This window comes from Streptomyces zaehneri (genome assembly GCF_032248645.1).
GTDB lineage: Bacteria > Actinomycetota > Actinomycetes > Streptomycetales > Streptomycetaceae > Streptomyces > Streptomyces coriariae.
The window spans coordinates 76828-100344 of the sequence record NZ_JASTTJ010000005.1; the positions used below are offsets into that span (position 1 = coordinate 76828).

A 23517-nucleotide genomic window follows, 5' to 3' on the forward strand; every position below is an offset into this window, starting at 1 on the left:
AGCGTGTGCGGACCAGGGCCCACCGGCGGTCCGGATCACCGGAACACGTCGTCGGCGTCGTCCCAGCCCAGCACCTCCTCCGGGGAGGTCTGCCGGGGCAGCCGCGCCCGTGCCTGGTACATCGCCTCGATCTCCGCCGCGTAGTGCGACACGATCGAGTCGCGGCGCAGCTTCATCGAGGGTGTCAGCAGGCCGTTGGTCTGGTCGAACGCCTGCGGCAGGATGCGGAAGGCGCGGATCGACTCCGAGCGGGACACCGTGCTGTTCGCGGCGGCCACCGCCCGCCCGACCTCCTCCCGCAGGGCGTTCTCCTCGCGCGCCTCCCGGCTCTGGGTGTCGCCGTGCAGCATCAGGTTCCCGCGCCAGTGCGCCAGGAAGTCGGGGTCCAGGGTGATCAGCGCGCCCACACAGGGCCGGTTGTCACCCACGACCACGGCCTGGTGGACGAGCGGATGCATCCGCAACCGCTGCTCCAGCGAGGCCGGCGCCACACTCTTGCCGCTGCTGGTGATGATGACGTCCTTCTTGCGGCCGGTGATCGTGAGGTAGCCGTCGGAGTCCAGGAACCCGAGGTCACCCGTGGCCAGCCAGCCACCCCACAGCGCGGCCCGCGTCGCGGCCTCGTCGTTGACATAGCCCTGGAACACCGACGGGCCGCGCACCAGGATCTCCCCGTCGTCGGCCACCCGGATGTCCACGCCCGGCAGGGCCTGTCCGACGGTGCCCGACTTCTCCCGGCCGAGCGGCTGCATCGTGATCCCGCCGCTCGTCTCGGTCAGACCGTACCCGTCGTGCACATAGATGCCGATGCCCTCGAAGAAGAGGGACAGATCGCGGTGGAGCGGGGAGCCGCCCGAGGTGGCGCGGTGGACGCGGCCGCCGAGCGCCGCCCGGAGTCTGCGGTACACCGTCCGTTCGAACAGGGCGTGCTGGAGCCGCAGGTCGAAACCGGGCCCCGAACCGCGGCCCAGCCGCTGCCGTTCGACGGCGGCCGCGAAGTCCCGGGCCGTCTCCGCCGCGCGCTCGAACAGGGCGCCACGGCCGGCCTCCTGGGCCGCCCGCAGGAAGTTCTTGTAGATCTTCTCGAACACCGACGGCACCGCGTACAGATACGTCGGACGGAAGGTGCGCAGCGACTCGGCGAGCGCTTCCGCGCCGATATCGGGTTCGTGGCCCATCAGGATGCCGCCGCGCAGGCACAGACCCTGGATCATCAGCCCGTACACGTGGGAGAACGGCAGGAAGGCGAGGACGCTCGGCTGCCGGCCGGCGGGCGCGGCCGTGTGCCCCCAGCCGGCCAGCAGCGTGTCGCAGGGGCTGGCCAGGCTTCGGTGGCTCAGCGCGCAGCCCAGGGGACGGCCCGAGGTCCCGGAGGTGTAGGCGATCACGGCGGTGGAGTCGGGCAGCACGATCCGGCGCAGCGAGTCCACGGTGGTGATCGGCACCAACTCGCCGCGCTGCGTGAGTTGTTCGAACGCTCCGGCGTCCAACTGCCAGACGTTGCGGAGCGAGGGCAGAGCCGCGCACACCGATCCCACGGTCATGACGCTCTGTTCGTCCTCGACGACGACGCCCACGCAGTTCGCGTCCCGCAGGATCCACTCGACCTGCTCGCGCGAGGACGTCGGATAGACGGGGACGACCTCGGCGCCCACCGCCCACAGCGCGTGACACAGGACCGTCCACTCGTACCGGGTACGCGCCATGATCGCGACGCGGTGGCCGGGCGAGATCCCGGACGCCACGAACCCCTTCGCCAGGTCGACCACCTCGTCGCGCAGCTCGACGGCCGTCACCTCCTCCCAGTCGGAGGCGCCGCCGTCCGGACGGCGGTAGAGCACGGGGAGGGTGGGAGTGCGGGCGGCTGTCTCGAAGACGGTGTCGGCGAGGCCTCCGGTCAGGGGCGTGGTGGCCGGGGGAGCGAGGGCGAAGTCGCGCATGCGCTGCTCCTGAGGTGTACGGGCTGTGACTCCGCCGACGGGAACTGTTATCGACGGTGCCCGAATCTAGCCCAGGTGGGACCGGTTGTGGCCTGGAACGAATAAGTAATCCGCGTTGATGATCTCGTCCTGCCGGGCCCCCGTCACTTCCGACGTCCCGCCGCCGGTGAAGTCGGCGGCCCCGGAGGACTCGGAGGGCATGAGCCACGTCGATCCAGGCCCCGAACCCGAACGCACCACCGGTCTGGAACCGGGCGGCGGCGTCCCCCGGGCGAGACCCCGCCCGAAGCCCTGACACCCTGACGGGGAACCGCGGCGGCAGACGGGAGGCGGCCTCAGGCCTGGGTGTGCTGCACGCAGGTGGTGACCACCTCGCGCAGACTGCCGGTGCGCTCCCACACCTCGCGCTGCGTCCGGGAGCCGTTGCCGTGCCGCAGCAGTTCGGCACAGGAGGTGCGGGCCCGCTCCAGGTCACCGCTGTCCGCCAGCGCGTCCTCGACATGCTCCAGCAGAGCCCGGACGACCGTCTCCGCGTGCGCCGGCCGCATGGACACCGGGTGCAGCAACGCCTCGGTGAGCCCCGAGCGGGCGGCCTGCCAGCCGGCCAGCCGGAGCAGGCTCACGCTGTGGTCCAGCGGCTCCCGGCCGGCCTCCCGGTCCCGCGCGGCGGTCTCGACGAGTCCCCGCACCAGCGTCGCGATCAGCACGGCGGTGTCCGCGTGCAGACAGACGTCCGCCACCCGCACCTCCACCGTCGGATAGCGCGCCGACAGCCGGGCGTCGAAGTAGACCATGCCCTCGTCGAGGATCGTGCCGGTCGCCACCATGTCCGCCACCCGCCGGTGGTACCGGTCCGCCGACCCGAACAGCTCGGTCGGCCCGGCCGACGGCCAGCGCTGCCACACCCGGCTGCGATAGCTGCTGTAGTCCGTCTCCCCACCCTGCCAGAACGGCGAGTTGGCACTCAGCGCCGTCAGCACCGGCAGCCAGGGCCGGATCCGGTCGATGACCCCGACGCCCTCCTCGTCCGAGTCGACGGACACATGGACATGGCAGCCGCACACCATCTGCTCACGCGTCGCGATGCCGTACTGCTGCGCCATCCACTGGTAGCGCCGGTTCATGCTGACGGACGGTCGCACCGGCAACGGCGACGTGGCGAGCGCGGCCACCGCGCAACCGGCCTCCCGCGCGTGCCGCGCCGCCTCCCCGCGTATGCGGACGATCTCCGCGCCGAGTTCGTCCATGCCCGCCTGCGGGTGGGTGTTGAATTCGAGCATCTGGCTGTGCAGTTCCTTCTCGAAGACGTCATCCTCGGCCCCGCGCCGGGAGGCGCGGGCGAGGACGGCGGCGGACAGCGCCTGGGGCTCCCCGCTCTCCGGGTCGACCAGGAGGAGTTCCTCCTCCACTCCGACGGTGCGCACGGGATGCGGCCTCTCTCTGGCGGGTGGTACGCACCCGAATGCCCCGCCCGGGGCGGTTCACACGGACGACGGCGCCAGCCACACCGTGGCCAGGGGCGGCAGGGTGAGGGCGATCCCCCCGTCCCGCGCCGCGACGGGGGTGGGGTGGACGAGGCCGCTGCCGCCGTAGCACTCGGCGTCGGTGTTGAGCAGCTCGCGCCAGGCCGGCGCCCCGTCCGGCACGGCGAGCCGGTAGTCGTGGCGCACGACCGGGGAGAAGTTGCTGACGGCGAGAAGCGGAGCCCCGTGGGCGTCGAGGCGGAGGAACGCGAAGACGTTGTCCTCCGCGGCGTCGCCGACCACCCACCGGAAACCGGCCGGATCGGTGTCCCGCTCCCACAGGGCCGGGGTGGCCCGGTAGACCGTGTTGAGATCACGCACCAGGTCCCGCACCCCCCGGTGATCGCCCGCAGAGGCGTACCCCGGGTCCAGCAGCCACCACTCGGGGCCGTGGGCCTCGGACCACTCCGCGCCCTGGGCGAACTCCTGTCCCATGAAGAGGAGCTGTTTGCCCGGGTGGGCCCACATGAACCCCAGGTACGCGCGGTGGTTGGCGCGCCGCTGCCACCAGTCGCCGGGCATCTTGGAGACCAGCGCCTGCTTGCCGTGGACGACCTCGTCGTGGGAGATGGGCAGCACGTAGTTCTCGCTGTAGGCGTACACCATCGAGAAGGTCATCTCGTTGTGGTGGTACTTGCGGTGCACCGGCTCCTTGGCGATGTACTCCAGCGAGTCGTGCATCCAGCCCATGTTCCACTTCAGCCCGAACCCCAGGCCCCCGCTGTCGGTGGGCCGGGTCACCCCTTCCCACGCGGTGGACTCCTCCGCGATCGTCACCACCCCCGGGTTGCGGCGGTAGACCGTCGCGTTCATCTCCTGGAGGAACGCCATGGCGTCCAGGTCCTCCCGGCCGCCGAACACGTTGGGCGACCACTGGCCGGAGTCCCGCGAGTAGTCGAGGTAGAGCATGGAGGCCACGGCGTCCACCCGCAGCCCGTCGACATGGAACTCCTCGCACCAGTAAGTGGCGTTCGCCACGAGGAAGTTGCGCACCTCGACGCGCCCGAAGTCGAACTCGTACGTCCCCCAGTCCGGATGCTCGGCCCGCCGGGAGTCACCGGGCTCGTACAGCGGTTCCCCGTCGAACCGGCCCAGTGCCCAGTCGTCCTTGGGGAAGTGCGCCGGCACCCAGTCCACGATCACGCCGATCCCGGCCCGGTGCAGGGCGTCCACCAGGTACTTGAAGTCGTCGGGCGTGCCCAGGCGCGAGGCCGGCGCGTAGAACCCGGTGACCTGGTAGCCCCAGGAACCCGAGAACGGATGCTGGGCGACCGGCATCAACTCCACATGCGTGAAGCCGAGGTCGCTGACGTACGGCGGGAGTTCCTCAGCAAGCTGACGAAACGTCAGCCCCGGTCGCCAGGAGGGCAGATGGACCTCGTACACGGAGAACGGCGCCACATGCACGGGAACATCGCCCCGGTGCGCCATCCACTCCCCGTCCGCCCACTCGTGGTGCGAGGCATGGACGATCGACGCGGTGTCCGGCGGCACCTCCGCCCGCCGGGCCATCGGGTCGGCCTTGAGGAAGCGGTGGCCGTGACGCGAGGTGATCTCGAACTTGTACCGGGCGCCCTCGCCGATCCCGGGCAGGAACAGCTCCCACACCCCGGACGAACCGAGGGACCGCATCGGGAAGGCGGTCCCGTCCCAGAAACAGAAGTCGCCGGCGACGTGCACCCCCTGGGCGTTCGGCGCCCACACGGTGAACCGGGTGCCGGTCACACCCTGGTGGGCCATCGGCTCGGCGCCGAGCGCCTTCCACAGCTCCTCGTGCCGCCCCTCCCGGATGAGATGCAGATCCAGATCGCCGAGGGCCGGCAGGAAGCGGTAGGGGTCGTCCACCTTGTGCTCGGCGCCCTCGTACGACACCAGCAGCGTGTACGCGGGCACCGCGTCCAGCGGCAGCACGACGGAGAAGAGACCGTCGCCCTCCGAGACCAGCGGGGTGGGGTCGCCGTCGATCACGACACTCACGGCGTCCGCGAAGGGCCGCAGCGCCCGGAAGACGATCCCGCCCGGCACCGGGTGCGCGCCCAGCAGGGCGTGCGGATCGTGGTGCGCGCCCGAGAGCAGGCGCCCACGGTCGGCCGGATCGAGCGCGGGCGCGGTGCGCGGGCGGGGACCGGCCGACTCGGGCGGAGAGGTGTCACGCAGGGCCACAGGGGTCAGCCTCCTCGGACGGCGAGTCGTTCGATCGCCGCCATGGGTACGGGCAGCCAGTCGGGACGGTTACGGGCCTCGTACAGCACTTCGTACACGGCTCGGTCCGTCTCGTAGGCACGCAGCAGGGCATGCTTCTTACGGGGATCCCAGCCCGCGCGGGCCGCGTAGCCGGCGCAGTAGGCCTCCCGGCAGCGGCGCGCCCACTCCGGCCGCCACGGACGGCGCTGGCGGGCGGCGTAGTCGAACGAGCGCAGCATCCCGGCGATGTCGCGGACCGGGGAGTGGGCGCTGCGGCGCTCGGCCAGGGGACGGGACGGTTCGCCCTCGAAGTCGATGACGAACCAGTCGCGTCCGGCGCGCAGGACCTGCCCGAGGTGCAGGTCTCCGTGGATGCGCTGGGCGGGCGGGCCGGCGTCGCACACGGAGAGCGCGCCGAAGGCGGTGGTGAGGCCCGGCACGAACGGGCGCAGCGCCGGCACATGGTGCGCGGCCGCCTCCAGCCGCTCGGTCATCGCCGCCGCCGTGCGCCCGTCCTCGGCGTCCGGACCGGCCGGCAGCGCCGCGGCCAGTGCGAGGTGGACGTCCGCGGTGGCCCGCCCCAGCTCCTCGGCCTCCGCCGTGAAGTCCTCCCCGCGGGCGAGGGCCCGCAGCGCCAGCGTCCAGCCGTCCGACGCGTCGGGCAGGAACGGCTGGAGCACGCCGAGCGTCGCCTCCTGCGGATGGGTCGTGCGGAACCAGGCCACGGGTGCGGGCACCCGCCCGCACCCCTGCCCGGCCAGCGCGACCGGTACCTCCAGATCGGGGTTCACCCCGGGCTGGATACGCCGGAAGATCTTCAGGATGAACGCGTCCCCGTACACCAGAGAGGTGTTGGACTGCTCGGCCTCCAGCAGCCGCGGCGCGAGCCCGGGGGGCAGCGACACGGACGGGTCGGACTCGAAACACAGCGGGCCCAGCGTGCCGGGGTGCCGCATCCGCTCCAGGAGCAGATGCGCCGACCGGGGGTCCTGCAGCGCGTCATGCACCGTCAGACCTGCCATCGGCCCGTCCTCGACCCTGCCGATCAGCGCCCGTCCCAGACGCGGCGACAGGTGCTCCTGGACGCCGAGCAGCAGCTGGTAGCAGTCGCCGGCCGGGGGAGTGCCCCCGGGAGTCGGGACGCCCGACTGATCTGCGTGCACGAGCAGATGCAGACAGCCCGGGTACAGCTCGGTCATCGACAGCATGCGCAGATCGGTGAGGGGCCGGTCCTTGCCGGCGAACCAGCGCTGCCGCGGCAGCCATTCGCACAGCAGCGCGGCGAGCGGCCCGACGGAGCGGACGCCGCTCGCACTGCTCGGTCGCAGGGGTGCGGTCTTCGTCACGGTGACCCATCCTTTCCCCGGCGCTCGCTCACAGGCGGCGGCCGATCCGGGACGCGGCTCTGGTGAGCCGGAACCAATAGAAGCCGTGTCCCGCGAGAGTGAGCAGGTAGGGCAGTTCCCCGATGGCGGGAAAGCGGACCCCGCCGAACAGCTCGACGGGATGGCGGCCTTCGAACCGGCGCAGGTCGAGTTCGGTGGGCTGCGCGGAGCGCGAGAAGTTGTGCACGCACAGCACCACGTCGTCCCCTCCGTCGGCCGACAGGGGGGCCTCGCGCAGGAAGGCGAGGACGGCCGGGTTGGAGGACTGGAGTTCGGTGTAGGTCCCGAGGCCGAAGGCGGGGTTCTGCTTGCGGATCTCGATCATGCGCCGGGTCCAGTGCAGCAGCGAGGAGGGCGACGACATCGACGCCTCGACGTTGGTGACCTGGTAGCCGTAGACGGGATCCATGATCACGGGAAGGGACAGCCGGCCCGGGTCACAGGACGAGAAGCCCGCGTTGCGGTCCGGTGTCCACTGCATGGGGGTGCGGACGGCGTCGCGGTCGCCGAGCCAGATGTTGTCGCCCATGCCGATCTCGTCGCCGTAGTAGAGGATCGGCGAGCCGGGCAGGGAGAGCAGCAGGGCGGTGAAGAGTTCGATCTGGTTGCGGTCGTTGTCGAGGAGGGGTGCGAGCCGGCGGCGGATGCCGATGTTGGCGCGCATACGCGGGTCTTTGGCGTATTCCGCGTACATGTAGTCGCGTTCCTCGTCGGTGACCATTTCGAGGGTGAGCTCGTCGTGGTTGCGCAGGAAGATGCCCCACTGGCAGCGGGAGGGGATCGCGGGGGTCTTGGCGAGGATTTCCGAGACCGGGTAGCGGGATTCCCTGCGGACGGCCATGAAGATGCGGGGCATGACGGGGAAGTGGAACGCCATGTGGCATTCGTCGCCGCCGGAGGCGTAGTCGCCGAAGTAGTCGACGACGTCCTCGGGCCACTGGTTGGCCTCGGCGAGGATCACCGTGTCCGGGTAGTGGATGTCGATGTCGCGGCGGACCCGTTTGAGGAACTCGTGCGTGGCCGGCAGGTTCTCGCAGTTCGTGCCCTCGGCCGCGTAGAGATAGGGCACCGCGTCCAGCCGGAAGCCGTCGATCCCGAGGTCGAGCCAGAACCGGAGGGCGGCCAGGATCTCCTCCTGCACGGCCGGGTTCTCGTAGTTGAGGTCCGGCTGGTGGGAGAAGAAGCGGTGGAAGAAGTACTGCTTGCGGACGGGGTCGAAGGTCCAGTTGGAGACTTCGGTGTCGACGAAGATGATGCGGGCGTCGCCGTACTGTTTGTCGTCGTCGGCCCACATGTAGTAGTCGCCGTAGGGGCCTTCGGGGTCTTTCCTCGATTCCTGGAACCACGGGTGCTGGTCGCTGGTGTGGTTCATCACGAAGTCGATGATGACGCGCATGCCGCGTTGGTGGGCGGCGTCGACGAATTCGACGAAGTCGGCGAGGTCGCCGAACTCGGGGAGGACGGCGGTGTAGTCGGACACGTCGTATCCGCCGTCGCGCAGGGGCGATTTGAAGAAGGGCGGCAGCCAGAGGCAGTCGACTCCCAGCCATTGCAGGTAGTCGAGTTTGGCGGTGATGCCTTTGAGGTCGCCGACGCCGTCGCCGTTGCTGTCCTGGAAGGAGCGGACGAGGACCTCGTAGAACACGGCGCGTTTGAACCACTCGGGGTCGCGGTCCTTGGCGGGAGTGTCCTCGAAGGTGTCCGGGACAGGGGAGTTGACGGTCATGGCGGGCTGGGGCCTCCGATCGGCGGTGCGGGTCACCGGACGTGGAACACGTGGGCAGGTGTCCGGCCGGGCTCCAGGCGCACGTAGTTCGTCCTGGCCCAGGCGTATGTCTCGCCGGTCAGTTCGTCGTGCACGGTCAGGGACGCGCCGTCGTCCAGGCCGAGTTGCGGCATGTCCAACGAGACCGTCGCCTCCTGGGTGTGGTGGGGGTCGAGGTTGACGACCACCAGAACCGTGTTCGAACCCGCGCTCTTGCTGTACGCGATGACGGAGGGGTTGTCCGTGCCGTGGAAACGGAGGTTCCGCAGCCAGTGCAGGGCCGGGTTCGCCCGCCGGATCTCGTTGAGCCGTGTGAGCAGCGGGGCGATACTGTGGCCCGCCCGCTCGGCGGCCGCCCAGTCACGGGGTTTGAGCTGGTATTTCTCCGAGTCGAGGTACTCCTCGCCGCCCTCGCGCAGAGGAGTGCTCTCGCAGAGTTCGTAGCCGCTGTAGACGCCCCAGGTCGGTGAGAGGGTGGCGGCGAGGACGGCGCGGATCTCGAAGGCGGGGCGGCCGCCGTGCTGAAGGTAGGCGGGCAGGATGTCGGGGGTGTTGGCGAAGAAGTTGGGCCGCATGTAGGAGGCGGCGTCCCCCGAGAGTTCGGTGAGGTACTCCGTCAGTTCCTGCTTGGTGTTGCGCCAGGTGAAGTAGGTGTACGACTGCTGGAAGCCGATCTGCGCGAGGGTGTGCATCATCGCGGGGCGGGTGAAGGCCTCGGCGAGGAAGATCACGTCGGGGTCGGTGCGGTTGATGTCCGCGATGACCCGCTCCCAGAACACGACCGGCTTGGTGTGCGGGTTGTCGACCCGGAAGATCCGCACCCCGTACGACATCCAGTGCCGCAGGACCCGCACCGTCTCGGCGACCAGGCCCTTCATGTCGGCGTCGAAAGCCAGGGGGTAGATGTCCTGGTACTTCTTCGGCGGGTTCTCGGCGTAGGCGATGGTGCCGTCCGGGCGGTGGTGGAACCACTCGCTGTGCTTGTGCACCCAGGGGTGGTCGGGGGAGCACTGGAGGGCGAAGTCGAGGGCGATCTCCAGGCCCAGCTCACCGGCCCGCTCCACGAACCGGGCGAAGTCCTCCGGCGTGCCCAGCTCCGGGTGGACGGCGTCGTGACCGCCCTCCGGCGAGCCGATCGCCCAGGGCACGCCGACGTCGTCCGGGCCGGGGTCGAGCGTGTTGTTGCGGCCCTTGCGGAAGGTCGTGCCGATGGGGTGGATCGGCGGGAGGTAGACGACGTCGAAGCCCATCGCGGCGATGGCGGGGAGCCTGCGCGCGGCGGTGCGGAAGGTGCCGTGCGGGCGCTCGGCGGTCCCCTCCGAGCGCGGGAAGAACTCGTACCAGGCGCCGTACAGGGCGCGTTCGCGCTCGACCAGCAGCGGCAACGGCTCGGACGCCGTGACCAGTTCCCGCAGCGGATACCGGCCGAGCACGGCGTCGACCTGCGGCGTCAGCGCCGCCGCGTAGCGTTCGGCGACCGGAGCCGAGTCGTCGAGCAGCTTCTTCGCCGCGTCCCGCAACAGGGTGCGCTCCGGTCCGCGCGGGGCCCGGGCGGCCGCCCGCTCGTAGAGCTGACCGCCCTCCTCCAGAACCAGACCCGGGTCGATCCCGGCCGGGATCTTGATCTCCGCGTGGTGGCGCCAGGTGGCGACCGGGTCGCTCCAGGCCTCCACGGTGTACGTCCAGCGGCCCATGGCCTCCAGGGTCACATCGGCTCCCCAGCGGTCGCTGCCGGGGACGAGCTCGCGCATCGGGGTCCAGGGCCCGCGGCCGCCGTCCGGGGTCTTGAGGACCACGTTGGCGCCGATGGCGTCGTGGCCCTCGCGAAACACCGTCGCGGAGATCCGCACCGTCTCCCCGGTCACGGCTTTCGCCGGCCGCCTGCCGCACTCCACGCGCGGTTCGACGTCCCGCACCGGGATACGGCCGATCGCCCTGGTGGACTTCACCCTTGCACCTCCGCTAGCTCGAAAATGGCTTCGTCCGCCCGGTGTTGGGCGAACGGACTGCACCTGCGCGCAGCGCTACGTCTCCGCGGGCAGGCGGGGGAGCGGCCGCGTCGCGGAGAGCCGCGCGACGCCGCTTCTGCGGCCCAGGCCCCAGCGCTCCCGGTGGAGGGCGTCCACGCCGACCCGCAGATACTGCTCGGCGGCGTCCGCGGCCTCCCGTGCGCAGCGCTTGCCCATCAGCACGCAGAGGGTGTAGCCGCAGTCCTCGAAAGCGGCCCGCGCCGTGCGGTCGTCGGGCCGCGCCAGCATGTCCCGCTCCCAGGCCCGGTAACTGCGCAAGGTCCTGGCGACTTCTGTCTTCGCTGGTTGCAGCATCGCGCTGTGCACCTTCCGGGAAGTCAAGCAAGGGGGAGGTCGCTCGAGGCGGCCGGGTCGGCCCGTTGCGCGGAGGCGCGAAGTGTCCGACCTTGTGAGGCCTTCACTTATGGTGCACGGCGCATCACCCAACGTCCTGTTGGATCTTGGTTGTGGTGTGCTCGTGTTGCACGAATGGCGTAGCAGCCCCACTGTGGTTGTGACTCTGGAGCGATTACCGCTCACGCTTCGTATTGGGGAACTCTGGCCCGTCGGGCCGAGCAGGAGTGGGAGCCTCGCCGGTGAGGAGCGAACGACGATGAAGACAGCAGTCCCCTGCTACTACCACCTCGATGTGGACGTCTGTCCGGAACGGGTCGGACAGGTCAGGCGCATCCTGGCCGCTCACCTGTCCTACTGGGAGCTCGAGACCCACGTCGAGACCGTCTGCCGCGGCGCCGAGATGCTGCTGACCGCGATCGACGAGCACGCCACGGACAAGCACACCTCGATCGAGATGTGGTGGAACGGACAACACCTGATCACGGCCATCGGCGGTCGCGACCGCCGGCTGCGTCCCGACCAGGACCTGCGAGCCTGTCTGCAGCGCATCGCCGTGATGAGCGACGGCTGGGGGTGCTGCGCCACCGGCACCGGAAGCCAGGTCATCTGGTTCTCCCAGCGGGCCCGCTCCGGCGAACGTGTCCCGCTGGTGCGGACCGGCCCCGCGCCGAGCCTGCGCGAGGTGCGTCAAGTGCCGCGCGAACTGCCGGTGGCGGCCCTGGCCGCCCCGGCCCCGACGGACGAGGCGCACGGCGCCTTGGAGGCCGCTCGGTGACCTCACGGCCGAACCGGAAGGACCGTAAGGACCGCAGGAACCCGACGGACCGGATGGACCGTAGTGCCGGGGTGCCCGCGTGGAGCGGGCACCCCTTCCCGCTGGGCGCCGACTTCGACGCACAGGGCACCAACTTCGCCCTGTTCAGCGAGGTCGCCGAACGTGTCGACCTCGTCCTCGTCGACGACGACGGCGCCACCCGCGGTGTCCCGCTGACCGAGGTCGACGGCTTCGTCTGGCACGGCTACCTGCCCGGGATCGGTCCCGGGCAGCGCTACGGCTTCCGCGTGCACGGGCCGTGGGATCCCGGCTCCGGGCACCGCTGCAACCCGGCGAAGCTGCTCCTCGACCCCTACGCGCGCGCCGTCGACGGCCAGATCGACAACCACGCCTCCCTCTTCGAGCGGGCCGGCGACCGCCCCGACCCGGCGGACAGCTCCGGGCACACCCTGCTCGGCGTGGTCACCGACGCCGCCTTCGACTGGGGTGACGACGAGCCGCTCCGGCGCCCCTACGCCGACACGGTGATCTACGAGGCCCATGTGCGCGGCCTGACCCGCACCCATCCCGAGGTTCCGCCCGCTCTGCGGGGCACCTACGCCGGCCTCGCGCACCCGGCCGTGACCGGGCACCTCACCTCGCTGGGCGTGACGGCGATCGAGCTGATGCCCGTGCATCAGTACGTGCAGGACGGTGTGCTGACGGACCGGGGCCTGTCCAACTACTGGGGCTACAACACCATCGGCTTCTTCGCCCCGCACAACGCCTACGCCGCCCACGGCACCCGCGGCGAGCAGGTCACCGAGTTCAAGTCCATGGTGAAGGCGCTGCACGCGGCCGGTCTGGAAGTGATCCTCGACGTCGTCTACAACCACACCGCCGAGGGCAACGAGAAGGGCCCCACCCTTTCCTTCCGCGGCATCGACAACGCCTCCTACTACCGGCTCGTGGACGGCGACTGGGCGCATTACTACGACACCACCGGCACCGGCAACAGCCTGCTCATGCGACACCCGTACGTCCTGCAGCTGATCATGGACTCGCTGCGGTACTGGGTGACGGAGATGCATGTCGACGGCTTCCGCTTCGACCTCGCGGCCACCCTCGCCCGCCAGTTCCACGAGGTGGACCGGCTCTCCGCGTTCTTCGACCTCATCCAGCAGGACCCCGTGATCAGCCGCGTCAAGCTCATCGCCGAACCCTGGGACCTCGGCGAGGGCGGCTACCAGGTGGGCAACTTCCCGCCACTGTGGTCGGAGTGGAACGGCCCCTACCGCGACGCCGTACGCGACTTCTGGCGCGCGGAACCCGGCTCGCTGGGCGAGTTCGCCTCCCGTCTGACCGGCTCCTCGGACCTGTACGCCCACAGCAGGCGCCATCCGCGCGCCGGCGTCAACTTCGTCACCGCGCACGACGGTTTCACGCTGCGTGACCTCGTCTCGTACAACGACAAGCACAACGAGGCCAACGGCGAGGGCAACCGGGACGGCGAGAGCGCCAACCGCTCCTGGAACTGCGGGACCGAGGGGCCCACCGACCACCCGGCGGTCCTGGAACTGCGGGCCAGGCAACAGCGCAACCTGCTCGCCACACTGCTGCTGTCGCAGGGCATCCCGATGATCGGCCACGGCGACGAACTCGGCCGCACCCAGGGCGGCAACAACAACGCCTACTGCCAGGACAGCGAAGTCTCCTGGGTCGACTGGCGGTTGACCGACGAGCAGCGGGGTCTGGCGGACTTCTGCCGGCGCCTCGTCGCCCTGCGCGCCGCCCACCCCGTGCTGCGCCGGCGCCGGTTCTTCCGGGGCGAGACCGCCAGACGCGCCCGGCGGCCGCTGCCCGACCTCGTCTGGCTGCTGCCGGACGCGCGCGAGATGAGGGACCGAGACTGGCAGCGCGCCGACGCGCACAGCGTCGGTGTCTTCCTCAACGGCGACGCCATCGCCGAACCCGACCCCCGTGGCCGGCCCGTCGTGGACGACTCGTTCCTGCTGCTGTTCAACAGCTATTGGGAACCGGTCGTCTTCCGGCTGCCCGACGCCGCCTACGGCGAGCGCTGGACGGTGTGCGCCGACACCACCGGGCCCGACGGCGGCCCGGACGAGACGGAGTACAAGGCGGGCGCGGGGGTGACGCTGGAGGCCCGCAGCCTGATCGTGCTGGCCCGGCCCCCGCGCCGTTGCGACTGAGACCCGCGCCGTCGCGACCGAGACCGGGGCGCTCAGCGCCCCCGGCTCGAGGTCACCGTGAACTGGGCGCCGTCCGGGTCGCGCAGCACGGCCTCATGGGCGGTCTCGACCAGCACGCTGCCACCGTGTTTCTCGGCCGCCCGGGCACAGGCCGTCACGTCCGCGACGGCGAAGTGGACCTGCCAGTGCGGACGGATCGTGGGGTCGGGCGCCGCCTCCAGCGCGCCCGACTCGATCCGGGCGACCACATCGCCCCGGCTGCGCAGCACGACCTCGCCGCGCTCGTAGTGGACCTCGACGCAGCCGGGGCGGTCCGTGGCCCAGTCGAGGATCTCGCCGTAGAAGATGGCGGAGTCGAAGGCGTCGCGGGTGTGCAGCCTGATGAAGGCGGGCGCGTCCTGCCGCCAGGCCTCCCAGTTGCCGATCAGCTCGCCCTCCCAGACGCCGAAGGTCGCGCCGTCCCGGTCGGCCAGCAGCGCCGCCCGGCCCGGCGGCAGCGAGATCGGGCCCACGGCCACGGTTCCGCCGCGCTCCCGGGTCCGGGACGCGGCGTCGTCCGCGCTGGGTACCGCGAAGTACGGCGTCCAGGCGACCGCCATCTGCCACATCGAGGCGACGGCGGCCACCCCGGCGACCGGCACGCTGCCGACCAGTGCCGTGCGGAAGTGGTCGCCGAGCACGCCCCGGCGCCACTCCCAGCCCAGGACGGCCGCGTAGAAGCCCTGCGTGGCGTCCAGATCGCGGCTGGTCAGACTCACCCAGCAGGGCGCACCGAACACGGAGTGCGTGGAGACGGATCCCCGCGTACCGCGGGCGGATGTCGGGCGACGGTTCATGGCACTCGCGTTCCTGGTCTCTCGGCCGGCGGGCTGGGCTACCGGGCTGGCTACCACCAGTGTCCGGCCGGAACCGTCCCGGGCGCCTGCCGAGCAAGCCGATGGCACGCGGGAGCGGTGGCGCGGTGGCACGAGTACCGCAGGGAACGGCCGACGAAACGGCCCGGATCCTCAGGCTGCAGGAGGAGTACGAGCGGCTGGAGGCGGCGGTCGCCCCGCACGCCGTGGTCGACCGGGCCATCGGAGTGATGCCTCGGGGCGGGAGATCAGTCCGCCTCGGCGGCGATCTCCTCGCGCAGCCGGGCGAAACAGCCGCTGAGCAGGCGTGAGACGTGCATCTGCGAGATGCCCAGCTGCTCGGCGATCCGGCTCTGCGTCATGCCCGCGAAGAACCGCATGTACAGGATCGTCCGTTCGCGCTCCGGCAGGGCCCGTAGACAGGGCGCCACGGCCACCCGGTCGACGACGGCGTCGTAACCGGGATCCGGGCCGCCGAGGGCGTCCTCGAGCGCGTAGCCGTCGGTACCGGGCAGCTCGGCCTCCAGCGACAGCGCGGAGAAGCACTCCAGCGCCTCGGCGCCGGTGCGCACCTCTTCCTCGGTGAGCTGCGCGTACGCGGCGATCTCGGCGACGGTGGGCGGGCGCCCCGGAATCGTCTGTGACAGCTCCTTCGCGGCGCTCCGTACCCGGTTGCGCAGGTCCTGGACCCGGCGAGGTACGTGCAGCGTCCACATGTGGTCGCGGAAGTGCCGCTTGATCTCACCGGTGATCGTCGGCACCGCGTACGCCTCGAAGGCGCGGCCGCGGTCCGGGTCGTAGTGGTCGACGGCCTTGACGAGCCCCAGGGCGGCGACCTGGTACAGGTCCTCGAGGTTCTCGCCGCGCCCCCGGAACCGGACGGCGATCCGTTCGGCCATGGGCAGCCAGAGGCGGACCAGCTCGTCCTTGAGCGCCTGGCGCTCCGGCCCGCCCGGCAGAGTGGTGAGCCGTACGAAGGACTCCCTGGTGTCGGGAGCGTCGTCGTGGGGGTGCTGCTTCGTTCTGACGGTGCTACGCATCACGCGCGCCTTCCCCAGAAGGATGCCGATGGGCGATCGGGCACCGTGGGAGCCGCGCGATCGGGCCGAAACGGGAGACCATCCGGGACCGGCCGCGCGACGGGGATCCCACGGACGTGCCTCCTGTCCGAAGCACTCTTGTCCGGATTCCCGTCATGGAGCTTCTTGAACCATTTTCTACCTAATTGTTCGATTTCGCCCCCTGATTCGTACCTTGGTTCGCCCCTCCTGCTGGCCGGCGGGTCGCCCGGCTGCTGCTCACGGAGGCGGCCGAGGCCCGGCTGCGGGCGTGGCGGGAGCGGCGCGCCGCGCTCGTCGGCCGGCAGGTCGACCGCCTCGACGCCGCAGACCGGGAAGCCCCGCGCGCGGCGCTCCCCGCCCTGCGCGCGCTCGCCGTCAACCTGCACGAGGAGGCCGAGGAGTCATGACGAACGACAGTGCCACGGACGCCGTCGCCCGCACCGGGATCGCCTACGCCTTCGGTGACACGAAGGCGGTCGACGGACTCGACCTGACCGTCCGCGAGGGCGAGGTCTTCGGCCTGCTCGGGCCCGACGGAGCCGGCAAGACCACCGCCATCCGCCGCGTCACGACCCTGCTGCCGGTGCCGTCCGGCATGGTGCGCGTCTTCGGTCACGACAGCGCCGGCGACCGCATGGCCGTAGGCAGGCTGATCGGCTACGTCCCGCAGCAGCTGTCCGCCGACTCGGGGCTCACCGGCCAGGCGATCACCATGCCGCTGTTCTTCGGCTCCAACGCGCTCCACCCGCTCGACATCATGCCGGGCTGGCTCCAGGCCGTCAGCAAGGTCAACCCCCTCAGCTACGAGGTGGACGCGCTGCGGGGGCTGCTCCTCGGCACGCCCGCGCATCTCGCGCTCGACTTCGGGGTGCTGATCGTGGCCGCCGCGCTCGGCATCGCCGCGGCCTCCTCGCTGCTGGGCCGGCCGGCCCGTTGACCCCGCCCGGGAACGTGATGTGCGGCACGCCCGCGACAGGCCCTTTCGCGGCCTGTCGGCGGATTCTTCCTGCGCACGGCTTGATCGGCGATCAAAAGGGATGAATTCCCTGGCCACAGCGCATTCTGCTCATTTGACAGTGCGATCGGCGCACGGATAGGAAGCAGCCGGTAGAAGTCGAGAGGTGGACTGTGTACGAGCCGAACGTGGTCGGGGACTGGCAGGAGTACGACGAGCATGCCGGTCTGCGGGTCCGCGTCCACCGCCTGGAGCAGAGCGAGCCGCCCAGGGGACGCGACGACGCCGCAGAGGGGCTGACGTACTTCTGCCTGCGGGTGACGGTCGAGAACCGGGGCGGCAAGAACTCCACGATCCACCTCGAGGACGGGCAGATCGACGTACGGCTCGGGCCCGACGGGGAGAGCGCGTTCGTCGACTGGCGCAACTCGCAGTTCATCGAGGGCTTCGACGTCTATCCGCTGCGCCGGGCCACCGCGGTGCTGTACGCGGCGGGACCCGAGGCGTCGCTCGCCCAGGTGGACGTCCAGGTCCAGCTGCGGGTCGACGACGACTGGGCCGACCGCCGGCTGTGGACGGGCGGCATCGGCCTGGCCGAGGGATCCGGCGGGGCCCCGGCCGGCGCGGGACGCGACAGCCTGGCCCGCCAGGTCAGCAACTTCCTGCGCGACCAGGCCGAAGAGGGCAGCGCCTGAGGGGTGCCGCGCCCTTCGCCGGGCCGGCGGACGGTCAGTGCGGGATGCCGTCGATGATCTCGCGCGCGCCCTGACGCAGCAGTGACACCGCCACCGACGTGCCGAGCGTCGCCGGGTCCAGCCTGCCCGCCCACTCGTGGGCGTTCAGCCTGGTCTTCCCGTCCGGGGTGAACACGCAGGCCCGCAGGGACAGTTCGCCGCTGCGGTCCACGCGCGCGAAGCCGGCGATCGGGCTGTTGCAGTGCCCCTGGAGCACATGCAGGAACATGCGCTCCGCCGTGGCCTCCCGATGGGTGGCCGGATCGCCGAGCGCGCTGACGACGTCGATGACGTCGGTGTCGCCCTCGCGGCACTGCAGGGCGAGGATGCCCGCGCCGATCGGCGGCATCATCGTCTCCGGCGACAACACCTCGCTGATCACGTCCTGCCGCCCGATGCGCTCCAGGCCGGACACGGCGAGCAGCAGCGCGTCCGCCTCGCCCGCCGCCAGCTTCTCCAGCCGCCGGTTGGCGTTGCCCCGGAACGGCACACACTCCAGGTGGGGATGGGTGGCGGCGAGCTGGGCGACCCGGCGCACCGACGAGGTGCCGATACGGGTTCCGGCCGCAAGCTCGTCCAGGGTGCGGCCACCCGGGTGCACGAGGGCGTCGCGGATGTCGTCGCGCCGCAGGAACGCGGCGAACACCGTGCCCGCGGGCAGCGGCCGGTCCGCCGGCACGTCCTTGACACAGTGCACCGCGAGATCCGCCGCACCGGCCAGCAGTGCCGCGTCGACCTCCTTGGTGAAGGCGCCCTTGCCGTCGACCTTCGACAGGTCGCCCATCCACTTGTCGCCGGTCGTCTTCACGGGCACGACCTCGGTGCGCACACCGGGATGCAGGACGGCCAACTCCGAGCGCACGCGCTCCACTTGGGCCAGCGCCATGGGCGAGTCACGGGAGACGATACGGATCATTTCCGGAACGGACATGCGGGACACGATAGACCCTCGCGGGCCGTGCCCCGTGCCGGTGACCGGTTTCGGTCGCGCGTGAGCGGGCCGTCGCCGACGGTTCCACGGGCACGCGGACGAGCGGCGGGCGCATGGTTCTGCGCCGTCAGGAGGACACGTCGAGAACGAAGCGCCGCTTGTCGGTGCCGAGGGCGCCGAGCCGGGCGTAGAAGCGGATCGCCCCGTCGTTCCAGGCCGGGGTCTGCCACTGCACCTCGCTCATGCCCAGGCTCCGGGCCCGGGCCGCCACGGCCGCCACCAACAGGGCGCCGAGCCCCAGGCCGCGATGGCCGGGGAGAAGGAACAGACAGTCCATGTGGAGGTACTCGCGGCCCTCCCAGGTGGAGAGTTCGGGCGCGCAGGTCGCGTAGCCGACTACCTCGCCGTCGGGCAGTTCGGCGACCAGGCAGTACAGCCGGGGCGTCGGGGCGTCGAAGAGGAGCCCGGCCAGCCGCTTCGCGAGGTCGGGCACGGGCGACGCGGCGCGCTCGTACTCCGCGTGCTGGGCGGCGAGTTCGGCGACCCGCGGCAGATCGGACCGTTCGGCGTGCCGGACCCGTGCTGCGGCGCTCACCTGACGTTCCCCTCGACCGTGTCCGCGCCCCAGGCGGCGAGCCGCTCCCCGAGGGGGCCCGCGCCGCCCAGGACCTGCCGTGCGAAGGCGTCGCGCTCACGGGCCGGGTGCCCGGCGACCTCTCGGGTGCCAGGCGGCCGGACGGTGCGGGCGTGATGATCCTCGGCGAGGGCGAGCAGCTCCATCGCCGGCCCGGCCGGCGGCAGTTCGTCGTGAAGATCCATCCGGACATCATGGGGGCGTGCGTGCGCCGCCGTCCACGGTCGGGGAGCTCGCACCCCGGCCCGCGGACGGCGGCCGAGGCTCACGCGGCGGGATCGAAGGCGATCCCGGACGGCTTCGCCGAGGAGAGGTGGTTGTTGAAGTTGGCGTCCTTCAGGCCGAAGTTGGCGCTGCCGAAGTCGTACGCGCTCAGCTTGTCCCGCAGGCCCGCCGGGTAGCCGTTCCAGCCGACCAGCGGCGGGTACTGCCAGGTGCCCTTGTGGTTCTCCGGCGGCTCGTCATTGGAGTTCGCGAGCCGGAAGCAGTGCGTGCTGATGCCGTCCTTGTGGTAGACGATCTTCGCGTGCGAGCCGTCGAAGCGGACGCCGGAGGCCGCGGTCACGGTGAACGAGCCGTGGTTGGACGTCGAGACGTACTGGACCTGGCCGTTCTGCACCCAGATCACGACGTGCTCCCAGTCGTGCCGGTGCCCGCCGATGCTGCTGCCCGCTATGGCCTGGTCCTTCTCGAAGTAGAGGCCGTACAGGTACGCGCACCAGCCGTTGTTGCACTTGTAGCGCGAGTAGCTGTTGGTGTTGTCCAGGTCGGAGGCGTCCCGGCAGCTGCCGTTGAGGGCGCCGGTCGGGTTCAGCCCGCCGTTGATCGTGCCGTCGGGGCCGATGGCGGGGGTCGAGTAGCAGCCGTCCGTGTCGTAGTCGAACGCGGGCTGATACGTCAGTTCGGCGGCTTCGGCGTTGGACGGCAGGGCCGTCGGCGGGGCGGCGAAGGCGGCCGACGGGAGGGCGACGACGAGTGCGGCGGCACCGGCGAACCCGGTGAGCCACCTCCTGCCGTGGACCTTGAGCTTCGTTGACGACACCGCGTCCTCCTGGGGGTTTCGGGCGCAGCCGAACGGCTGTGTGGGGAGAGGGAGTTGAAAAGCAGCTCAGCTTCCCCGGTTTTCCCTTCCACGCCAAGAGGTCGCAGGGGTATCGGTGGTGAAGCACAGCCCAATACTTGACTGCTGAGGTGAGGTCAGGCGGAAATGTCCGGCAGGTCCGCCGCCGACTCCTCGGGGGTCAGGTCCGGCCGCAGCCGCAGCCAGGACGGCTGGCGCAGCAGCCCCGCCCGGGTCCGCGTGCTGTACCGGACCTCACCGACCAGCCGGGGCACGACCCATCGCGCGCCCGGCGCCTGCGGTACGGCGTCGAAGGGGCACCCGTCGGTCGCGGCGGCCCGCAGGAGGGCCGCGAGTTCGACCCGCTCGGCCTCGCTCCAGCCGGTGCCCACCCCGCCGACGTACCGCAGTCCCGTCGCTGCCCGCTGCCCCACCAGGACGGCGCCGGGCAGCCCGGTCAGCCGTCCCTTGCCCGGCAGCCAGCCGCCGACCAGGACGTCCGCGACGCGCATGTTCCGGATCTTGATCCAGGCGCGGGAGCGCACCCCCGGCTCGTACGCCGAGTCCAGACGCTTGCAGACCAGGCCCTCCAGGCCGTGGGCGCGGGTCGCCTCCAGGGCCTCCCGCCCGTGTCCGACCAGGGCGCTCGGCGTCGACCAGAACGGCCCCTCCAGCGCCAGCGCCTCCAGCCGGGCCCTGCGCCGTGTGTACGACAGCGGGAGGAGGGACTGCCCGCCGAGATGCAGCACGTCGAACAGCACGAGGTGCACGGGTGTCGTCGCCGCCAGCCGTGCGGCCTTGCCCGGGGCCTGGACCAGGCCCATCCGGGACTGGAGCAACTGGAAGTCGGCCCGGCCCCGTCCGTCCAGGGCGAGGACCTCGCCGTCCAGCACGGCCGGCGTGCCGCCGAGAGCCGCGCCCAGCGGCCGCAGCTCGGGATAGGCGCGGGTGATGTCCTCCCCCGAACGGGCGCGCAGGGTGATGCTCCCGTCTCCGGCGAGGTACACCACGGCCCGCTGCCCGTCCTGCTTGGTCTCGTAGGCCCAGCGCGCGTCCTGGGCGACGGGCGGCAGCCGGCCCGGGGTGGCGAGCATGGGGGCGATGAGAGGGAGGGTCACGGGTGAGTTGTGGACGCGGCCGGGCCGAAGCACGCGGAACAGGCCGCGGTTTCGCCTGAACGGCGGCGCTGGGCCGGGCGCGGACTCAGTGGTCGCGGGGCAGCGGCTCGGGCGCCCGGACCAGCCCCGACTGGTAGGCGATGACGACCAGCTGGGCGCGGTCCCGGGCGCCGAGTTTCGTCATGGCGCGGTGCACATGGGTGCGGACCGTCAGCGGGCTGACGAAGAGCTCGTCGGCGATCTCCTCGTTGGAGCGGCCCTCGGCGACCCGGGCCGTCACCTCGCGCTCGCGGGCGGTGAGCCCGGCGAGGTCGCCGGGGAAGCCGAGCCGGGCGCTCTCCGCGGGGGAGGCGAGGAAGCGGGCGATCAGGGAGCGGGTGGCGAGCGGGGAGAGGAGCGACTCGCCGGAGGCGACGGTGCGGATCCCGTCGAGGAGGGCGTCAGCGGTGACGTCCTTGCCGAGGAAGCCGCTGGCGCCGGCCCGCAGCGCCCGGGCGACGTACTCGTCGATCTCGAAGGTCGTCAGGATCAGCACCCGGGTGTCGGACAGGCCCGGGTCGGCGCAGACGTCGGCGGTGGCGGCGAGGCCGTCGGTGCCGGGCATGCGGATGTCCATCAGGACCACGTCGGGGCGGTGCAGCCGCGCGAGGCCGACCGCCTGGGCGCCGTCGCTCGCCTCGCCCACCACCTCCATGTCGTCGCAGGTGTCGATGAGGATCCGGAAGGTCGCCCGGAGCAGGGCCTGGTCGTCGGCGAGCAGCACGCGGATGGTCATGGCGTCCGTTCTGTGGGTGCGGGAGTGTCGGGGTACAGGGGCAGCCGGGCGGTGACCCGGAAGCCGCCCTCGGGGCGGTGCCCGGCCCGGAGGGCGCCGCCCACGGACTCGGCGCGCTCGCGCATACCGATCAGGCCGAACCCGCGGCCGTCCTTGACCGGGACGGGCCCGCCGGGCGCACCGGTTCCGGCGGGCGCACCGGTTCCGGCGGGCCCGGCGGAGTCGGCGGTTCCGTCGTCGGTCACGGTGATCGTCAACCGGTCGTGGTCGAAGCACAGCCGCACCCGGGCCGTCCGCGCGCCCGCGTGCCGGGCGACGTTGGTCAGCGCCTCCTGCACGATGCGGTACGCCGTCAGGTCCACGCCCGGCGTGAGCGGCCGCGCCGTGCCCTCGGTCGCGACCCGCACCTCCAGGCCCGTGCCCGCGCACGTCCGGGTCAGCTCGGCCAGCTGCCCCAGACCGGGACTCGGGGCGAGCGGCGGGTCGCCCTCGTCCGCCCTGCGCAGCAGATTCACCGTGGCCTTGAGCTCGCGCAGCGCCGAGGAGGTCGTGCCGGCCAGGTCGTCGAGGATGCCGTGGGCGCGGTCGGGATGGGTGCGTGCCAGGTGCGCCGCGGTACCCGCCTGGGCGTTGGCGAGAGCCAGGTGATGGGCCACGACGTCGTGCAGCTCACGGGCGATGCGCACGCGTTCCTCCACGACACGGCGGTGCGCCTCCTCCTCGCGGCCCTGCTCGGCGTACTCGGCGCGGGCCTGCACGGCGTCGACGTAGGCCCGTTGGAGACGGACCAGGTTGCCGGTGATGACCGGGAACAGCAGCCAGACCGCGGGACTGAGCGTCCTCATCGGCCAGGGGTGGTGCGCCACGGGGTCCACCAGCAGGGCGGTCGGCACGATCACCGCGAGCGCGGCGCAGTAGTGGCGGCGCGCCGAACGCCGCCCGGCGCGCACGGTCAGCCGGTACAGGGCGAGCATGAGCGGGCCGAGCAGCAGCGGGGTGATGAGGTGGCCGAGCGCGATCGCGGCGGCCGCGCCGCCGGTCGTCACGGCGACGACCGCGCCGGGTCGGGTGCGCTGCCACCGCAGCAGCGAGCCGCAGGAGAGCAGCCCGAGGGCGATCGTCGCGCCCACCGTGTCCGGCCGGTCGGCGCCGGGAACGGTGAACTCGCCGCCGAAGAGGAAGGCCGCGAAGAGCAGGACGGCCGTCATGGTGTCGACGGTGCGGGTGTGGTCGTCCGCGAAGCGCTGCCAGGGAATGCACATCGGCTG

Annotated in this window: 20 protein-coding genes and 2 pseudogenes; 6 read left to right on the top strand and 16 right to left on the bottom strand. The window is 71.6% G+C overall.

Annotated features, from left to right (window positions below):
• Window positions 1-35: 35 nt before the first annotated feature.
• Window positions 36-1940 (bottom strand): AMP-dependent synthetase/ligase, encoded by a 1905-nt coding sequence (locus QQM72_RS10520; RefSeq protein WP_314220557.1) that lies wholly within the window; start codon window positions 1938-1940, stop codon window positions 36-38.
• Window positions 1941-2139: 199 nt separating this feature from the next.
• On the opposite strand from QQM72_RS10520, the pseudogene QQM72_RS10525 reads away from it, so the two are divergent.
• A pseudogene (locus QQM72_RS10525) lies at window positions 2140-2225 on the top strand (DUF6480 family protein); the annotation flags it as partial.
• Between the two features lie 50 nt (window positions 2226-2275).
• Here QQM72_RS10525 and QQM72_RS10530 read toward each other — a convergent pair.
• The 6 genes from QQM72_RS10530 to QQM72_RS10555 all read right to left on the bottom strand — a co-directional run bounded on the left by QQM72_RS10530 (window position 2276) and on the right by QQM72_RS10555 (window position 11121).
• Window positions 2276-3364, bottom strand: a complete 1089-nt coding sequence (locus tag QQM72_RS10530) for a glutamate--cysteine ligase 2 (RefSeq protein WP_314220558.1) — start codon at window positions 3362-3364, stop codon at window positions 2276-2278.
• A gap of 57 nt (window positions 3365-3421) precedes the next feature.
• Window positions 3422-5626 carry a 1,4-alpha-glucan branching enzyme gene (gene glgB / locus QQM72_RS10535; RefSeq protein WP_314220559.1) on the bottom strand — a complete coding sequence of 735 codons (2205 nt, stop codon included), beginning with the start codon at window positions 5624-5626 and terminating at the stop codon, window positions 3422-3424.
• Window positions 5627-5631: 5 nt separating this feature from the next.
• Window positions 5632-6993: a maltokinase N-terminal cap-like domain-containing protein gene (locus tag QQM72_RS10540; RefSeq protein WP_020126273.1), complete on the bottom strand. Its 1362-nt coding sequence runs from the start codon at window positions 6991-6993 to the stop codon at window positions 5632-5634.
• Window positions 6994-7021: 28 nt separating this feature from the next.
• Window positions 7022-8758, bottom strand: a complete 1737-nt coding sequence (gene treS / locus QQM72_RS10545) for a maltose alpha-D-glucosyltransferase (protein ID WP_314220560.1) — start codon at window positions 8756-8758, stop codon at window positions 7022-7024.
• 32 nt (window positions 8759-8790) lie between these two features.
• Window positions 8791-10746, bottom strand: coding sequence for an alpha-1,4-glucan--maltose-1-phosphate maltosyltransferase (locus QQM72_RS10550; RefSeq protein ID WP_314220561.1), 1956 nt, complete (start codon window positions 10744-10746; stop codon window positions 8791-8793).
• A 75-nt stretch (window positions 10747-10821) separates the two neighbouring features.
• Complete coding sequence (locus QQM72_RS10555) at window positions 10822-11121, bottom strand: DUF5133 domain-containing protein (protein ID WP_314220562.1); 300 nt, start codon at window positions 11119-11121, stop codon at window positions 10822-10824.
• A gap of 298 nt (window positions 11122-11419) precedes the next feature.
• On the opposite strand from QQM72_RS10555, the gene QQM72_RS10560 reads away from it, so the two are divergent.
• Window positions 11420-11938 carry a pep a2 gene (locus QQM72_RS10560; RefSeq protein ID WP_314220563.1) on the top strand — a complete coding sequence of 173 codons (519 nt, stop codon included), beginning with the start codon at window positions 11420-11422 and terminating at the stop codon, window positions 11936-11938.
• A 53-nt stretch (window positions 11939-11991) separates the two neighbouring features.
• Window positions 11992-14127: a glycogen debranching protein GlgX gene (glgX, locus tag QQM72_RS10565; RefSeq protein WP_314220564.1), complete on the top strand. Its 2136-nt coding sequence runs from the start codon at window positions 11992-11994 to the stop codon at window positions 14125-14127.
• Between the two features lie 32 nt (window positions 14128-14159).
• Here the strand turns inward: glgX and QQM72_RS10570 are convergent, their stop codons facing one another.
• Window positions 14160-14963 carry a VOC family protein gene (locus tag QQM72_RS10570; RefSeq protein ID WP_314220565.1) on the bottom strand — a complete coding sequence of 268 codons (804 nt, stop codon included), beginning with the start codon at window positions 14961-14963 and terminating at the stop codon, window positions 14160-14162.
• Window positions 14964-15229: 266 nt separating this feature from the next.
• Window positions 15230-16021 carry a SigB/SigF/SigG family RNA polymerase sigma factor gene (locus QQM72_RS10575; protein ID WP_314220566.1) on the bottom strand — a complete coding sequence of 264 codons (792 nt, stop codon included), beginning with the start codon at window positions 16019-16021 and terminating at the stop codon, window positions 15230-15232.
• 227 nt (window positions 16022-16248) lie between these two features.
• Here QQM72_RS10575 and QQM72_RS10580 point away from each other — a divergent pair.
• From QQM72_RS10580 to QQM72_RS10590, 3 genes and pseudogenes are all read left to right on the top strand, one after another.
• Window positions 16249-16449: pseudogene (locus QQM72_RS10580) on the top strand (MarR family transcriptional regulator); the annotation flags it as partial.
• Complete coding sequence (locus QQM72_RS10585) at window positions 16446-16979, top strand: ATP-binding cassette domain-containing protein (protein WP_314220567.1); 534 nt, start codon at window positions 16446-16448, stop codon at window positions 16977-16979. The pseudogene QQM72_RS10580 and the gene QQM72_RS10585, both read left to right, overlap by 4 nt.
• 191 nt (window positions 16980-17170) lie before the next feature.
• On the top strand, window positions 17171-17692 hold the full coding sequence (locus QQM72_RS10590) for a hypothetical protein (protein ID WP_314220568.1): 522 nt from the start codon (window positions 17171-17173) through the stop codon (window positions 17690-17692).
• A gap of 34 nt (window positions 17693-17726) precedes the next feature.
• On the opposite strand, the gene hemC is transcribed toward QQM72_RS10590, so the two are convergent.
• From hemC to QQM72_RS10625, 7 genes are all read right to left on the bottom strand, one after another.
• On the bottom strand, window positions 17727-18662 hold the full coding sequence (gene hemC / locus QQM72_RS10595; RefSeq protein ID WP_314220569.1) for a hydroxymethylbilane synthase: 936 nt from the start codon (window positions 18660-18662) through the stop codon (window positions 17727-17729).
• A gap of 127 nt (window positions 18663-18789) precedes the next feature.
• A complete protein-coding gene (locus QQM72_RS10600) occupies window positions 18790-19257 on the bottom strand; it encodes a GNAT family N-acetyltransferase (protein WP_314220570.1) in 468 nt (155 codons plus the stop codon).
• Entirely contained in the window at window positions 19254-19481 is a 228-nt protein-coding gene (locus QQM72_RS10605; RefSeq protein ID WP_314220571.1) for a hypothetical protein, read from the bottom strand. Before QQM72_RS10605 ends, QQM72_RS10600 begins: the two co-directional genes overlap by 4 nt.
• Window positions 19482-19561: 80 nt before the next feature.
• On the bottom strand, window positions 19562-20338 hold the full coding sequence (locus tag QQM72_RS10610; protein ID WP_314220572.1) for an NPP1 family protein: 777 nt from the start codon (window positions 20336-20338) through the stop codon (window positions 19562-19564).
• A gap of 155 nt (window positions 20339-20493) precedes the next feature.
• Window positions 20494-21474 (bottom strand): ATP-dependent DNA ligase, encoded by a 981-nt coding sequence (locus QQM72_RS10615; protein ID WP_314220573.1) that lies wholly within the window; start codon window positions 21472-21474, stop codon window positions 20494-20496.
• A gap of 85 nt (window positions 21475-21559) precedes the next feature.
• On the bottom strand, window positions 21560-22249 hold the full coding sequence (locus QQM72_RS10620) for a response regulator transcription factor (RefSeq protein ID WP_314220574.1): 690 nt from the start codon (window positions 22247-22249) through the stop codon (window positions 21560-21562).
• Window positions 22246-23511 (bottom strand): sensor histidine kinase, encoded by a 1266-nt coding sequence (locus QQM72_RS10625; RefSeq protein WP_314220575.1) that lies wholly within the window; start codon window positions 23509-23511, stop codon window positions 22246-22248. The genes QQM72_RS10620 and QQM72_RS10625 overlap by 4 nt, the downstream gene beginning before the upstream one ends.
• Window positions 23512-23517: the final 6 nt, after the last annotated feature.

What these genes read in the sequence shown, in the direction of transcription:
- QQM72_RS10585 (WP_314220567.1), top strand. Translation starts at nt 16,446, where the DNA reads ATGACGAACGACAGTGCCACGGACGCCGTCGCCCGCACCGGGATCGCC.
- treS (WP_314220560.1), bottom strand. Translation starts at nt 8,758, where the DNA reads ATGACCGTCAACTCCCCTGTCCCGGACACCTTCGAGGACACTCCCGCC.
- QQM72_RS10555 (WP_314220562.1), bottom strand. Translation starts at nt 11,121, where the DNA reads ATGCTGCAACCAGCGAAGACAGAAGTCGCCAGGACCTTGCGCAGTTAC.
- glgX (WP_314220564.1), top strand. Translation starts at nt 11,992, where the DNA reads ATGGACCGTAGTGCCGGGGTGCCCGCGTGGAGCGGGCACCCCTTCCCG.
- QQM72_RS10605 (WP_314220571.1), bottom strand. Translation starts at nt 19,481, where the DNA reads ATGGATCTTCACGACGAACTGCCGCCGGCCGGGCCGGCGATGGAGCTG.
- QQM72_RS10560 (WP_314220563.1), top strand. Translation starts at nt 11,420, where the DNA reads ATGAAGACAGCAGTCCCCTGCTACTACCACCTCGATGTGGACGTCTGT.
- QQM72_RS10625 (WP_314220575.1), bottom strand. Translation starts at nt 23,511, where the DNA reads ATGTGCATTCCCTGGCAGCGCTTCGCGGACGACCACACCCGCACCGTC.
- QQM72_RS10620 (WP_314220574.1), bottom strand. Translation starts at nt 22,249, where the DNA reads ATGACCATCCGCGTGCTGCTCGCCGACGACCAGGCCCTGCTCCGGGCG.
- QQM72_RS10570 (WP_314220565.1), bottom strand. Translation starts at nt 14,963, where the DNA reads ATGAACCGTCGCCCGACATCCGCCCGCGGTACGCGGGGATCCGTCTCC.
- hemC (WP_314220569.1), bottom strand. Translation starts at nt 18,662, where the DNA reads ATGTCCGTTCCGGAAATGATCCGTATCGTCTCCCGTGACTCGCCCATG.
- QQM72_RS10520 (WP_314220557.1), bottom strand. Translation starts at nt 1,940, where the DNA reads ATGCGCGACTTCGCCCTCGCTCCCCCGGCCACCACGCCCCTGACCGGA.
- QQM72_RS10575 (WP_314220566.1), bottom strand. Translation starts at nt 16,021, where the DNA reads ATGCGTAGCACCGTCAGAACGAAGCAGCACCCCCACGACGACGCTCCC.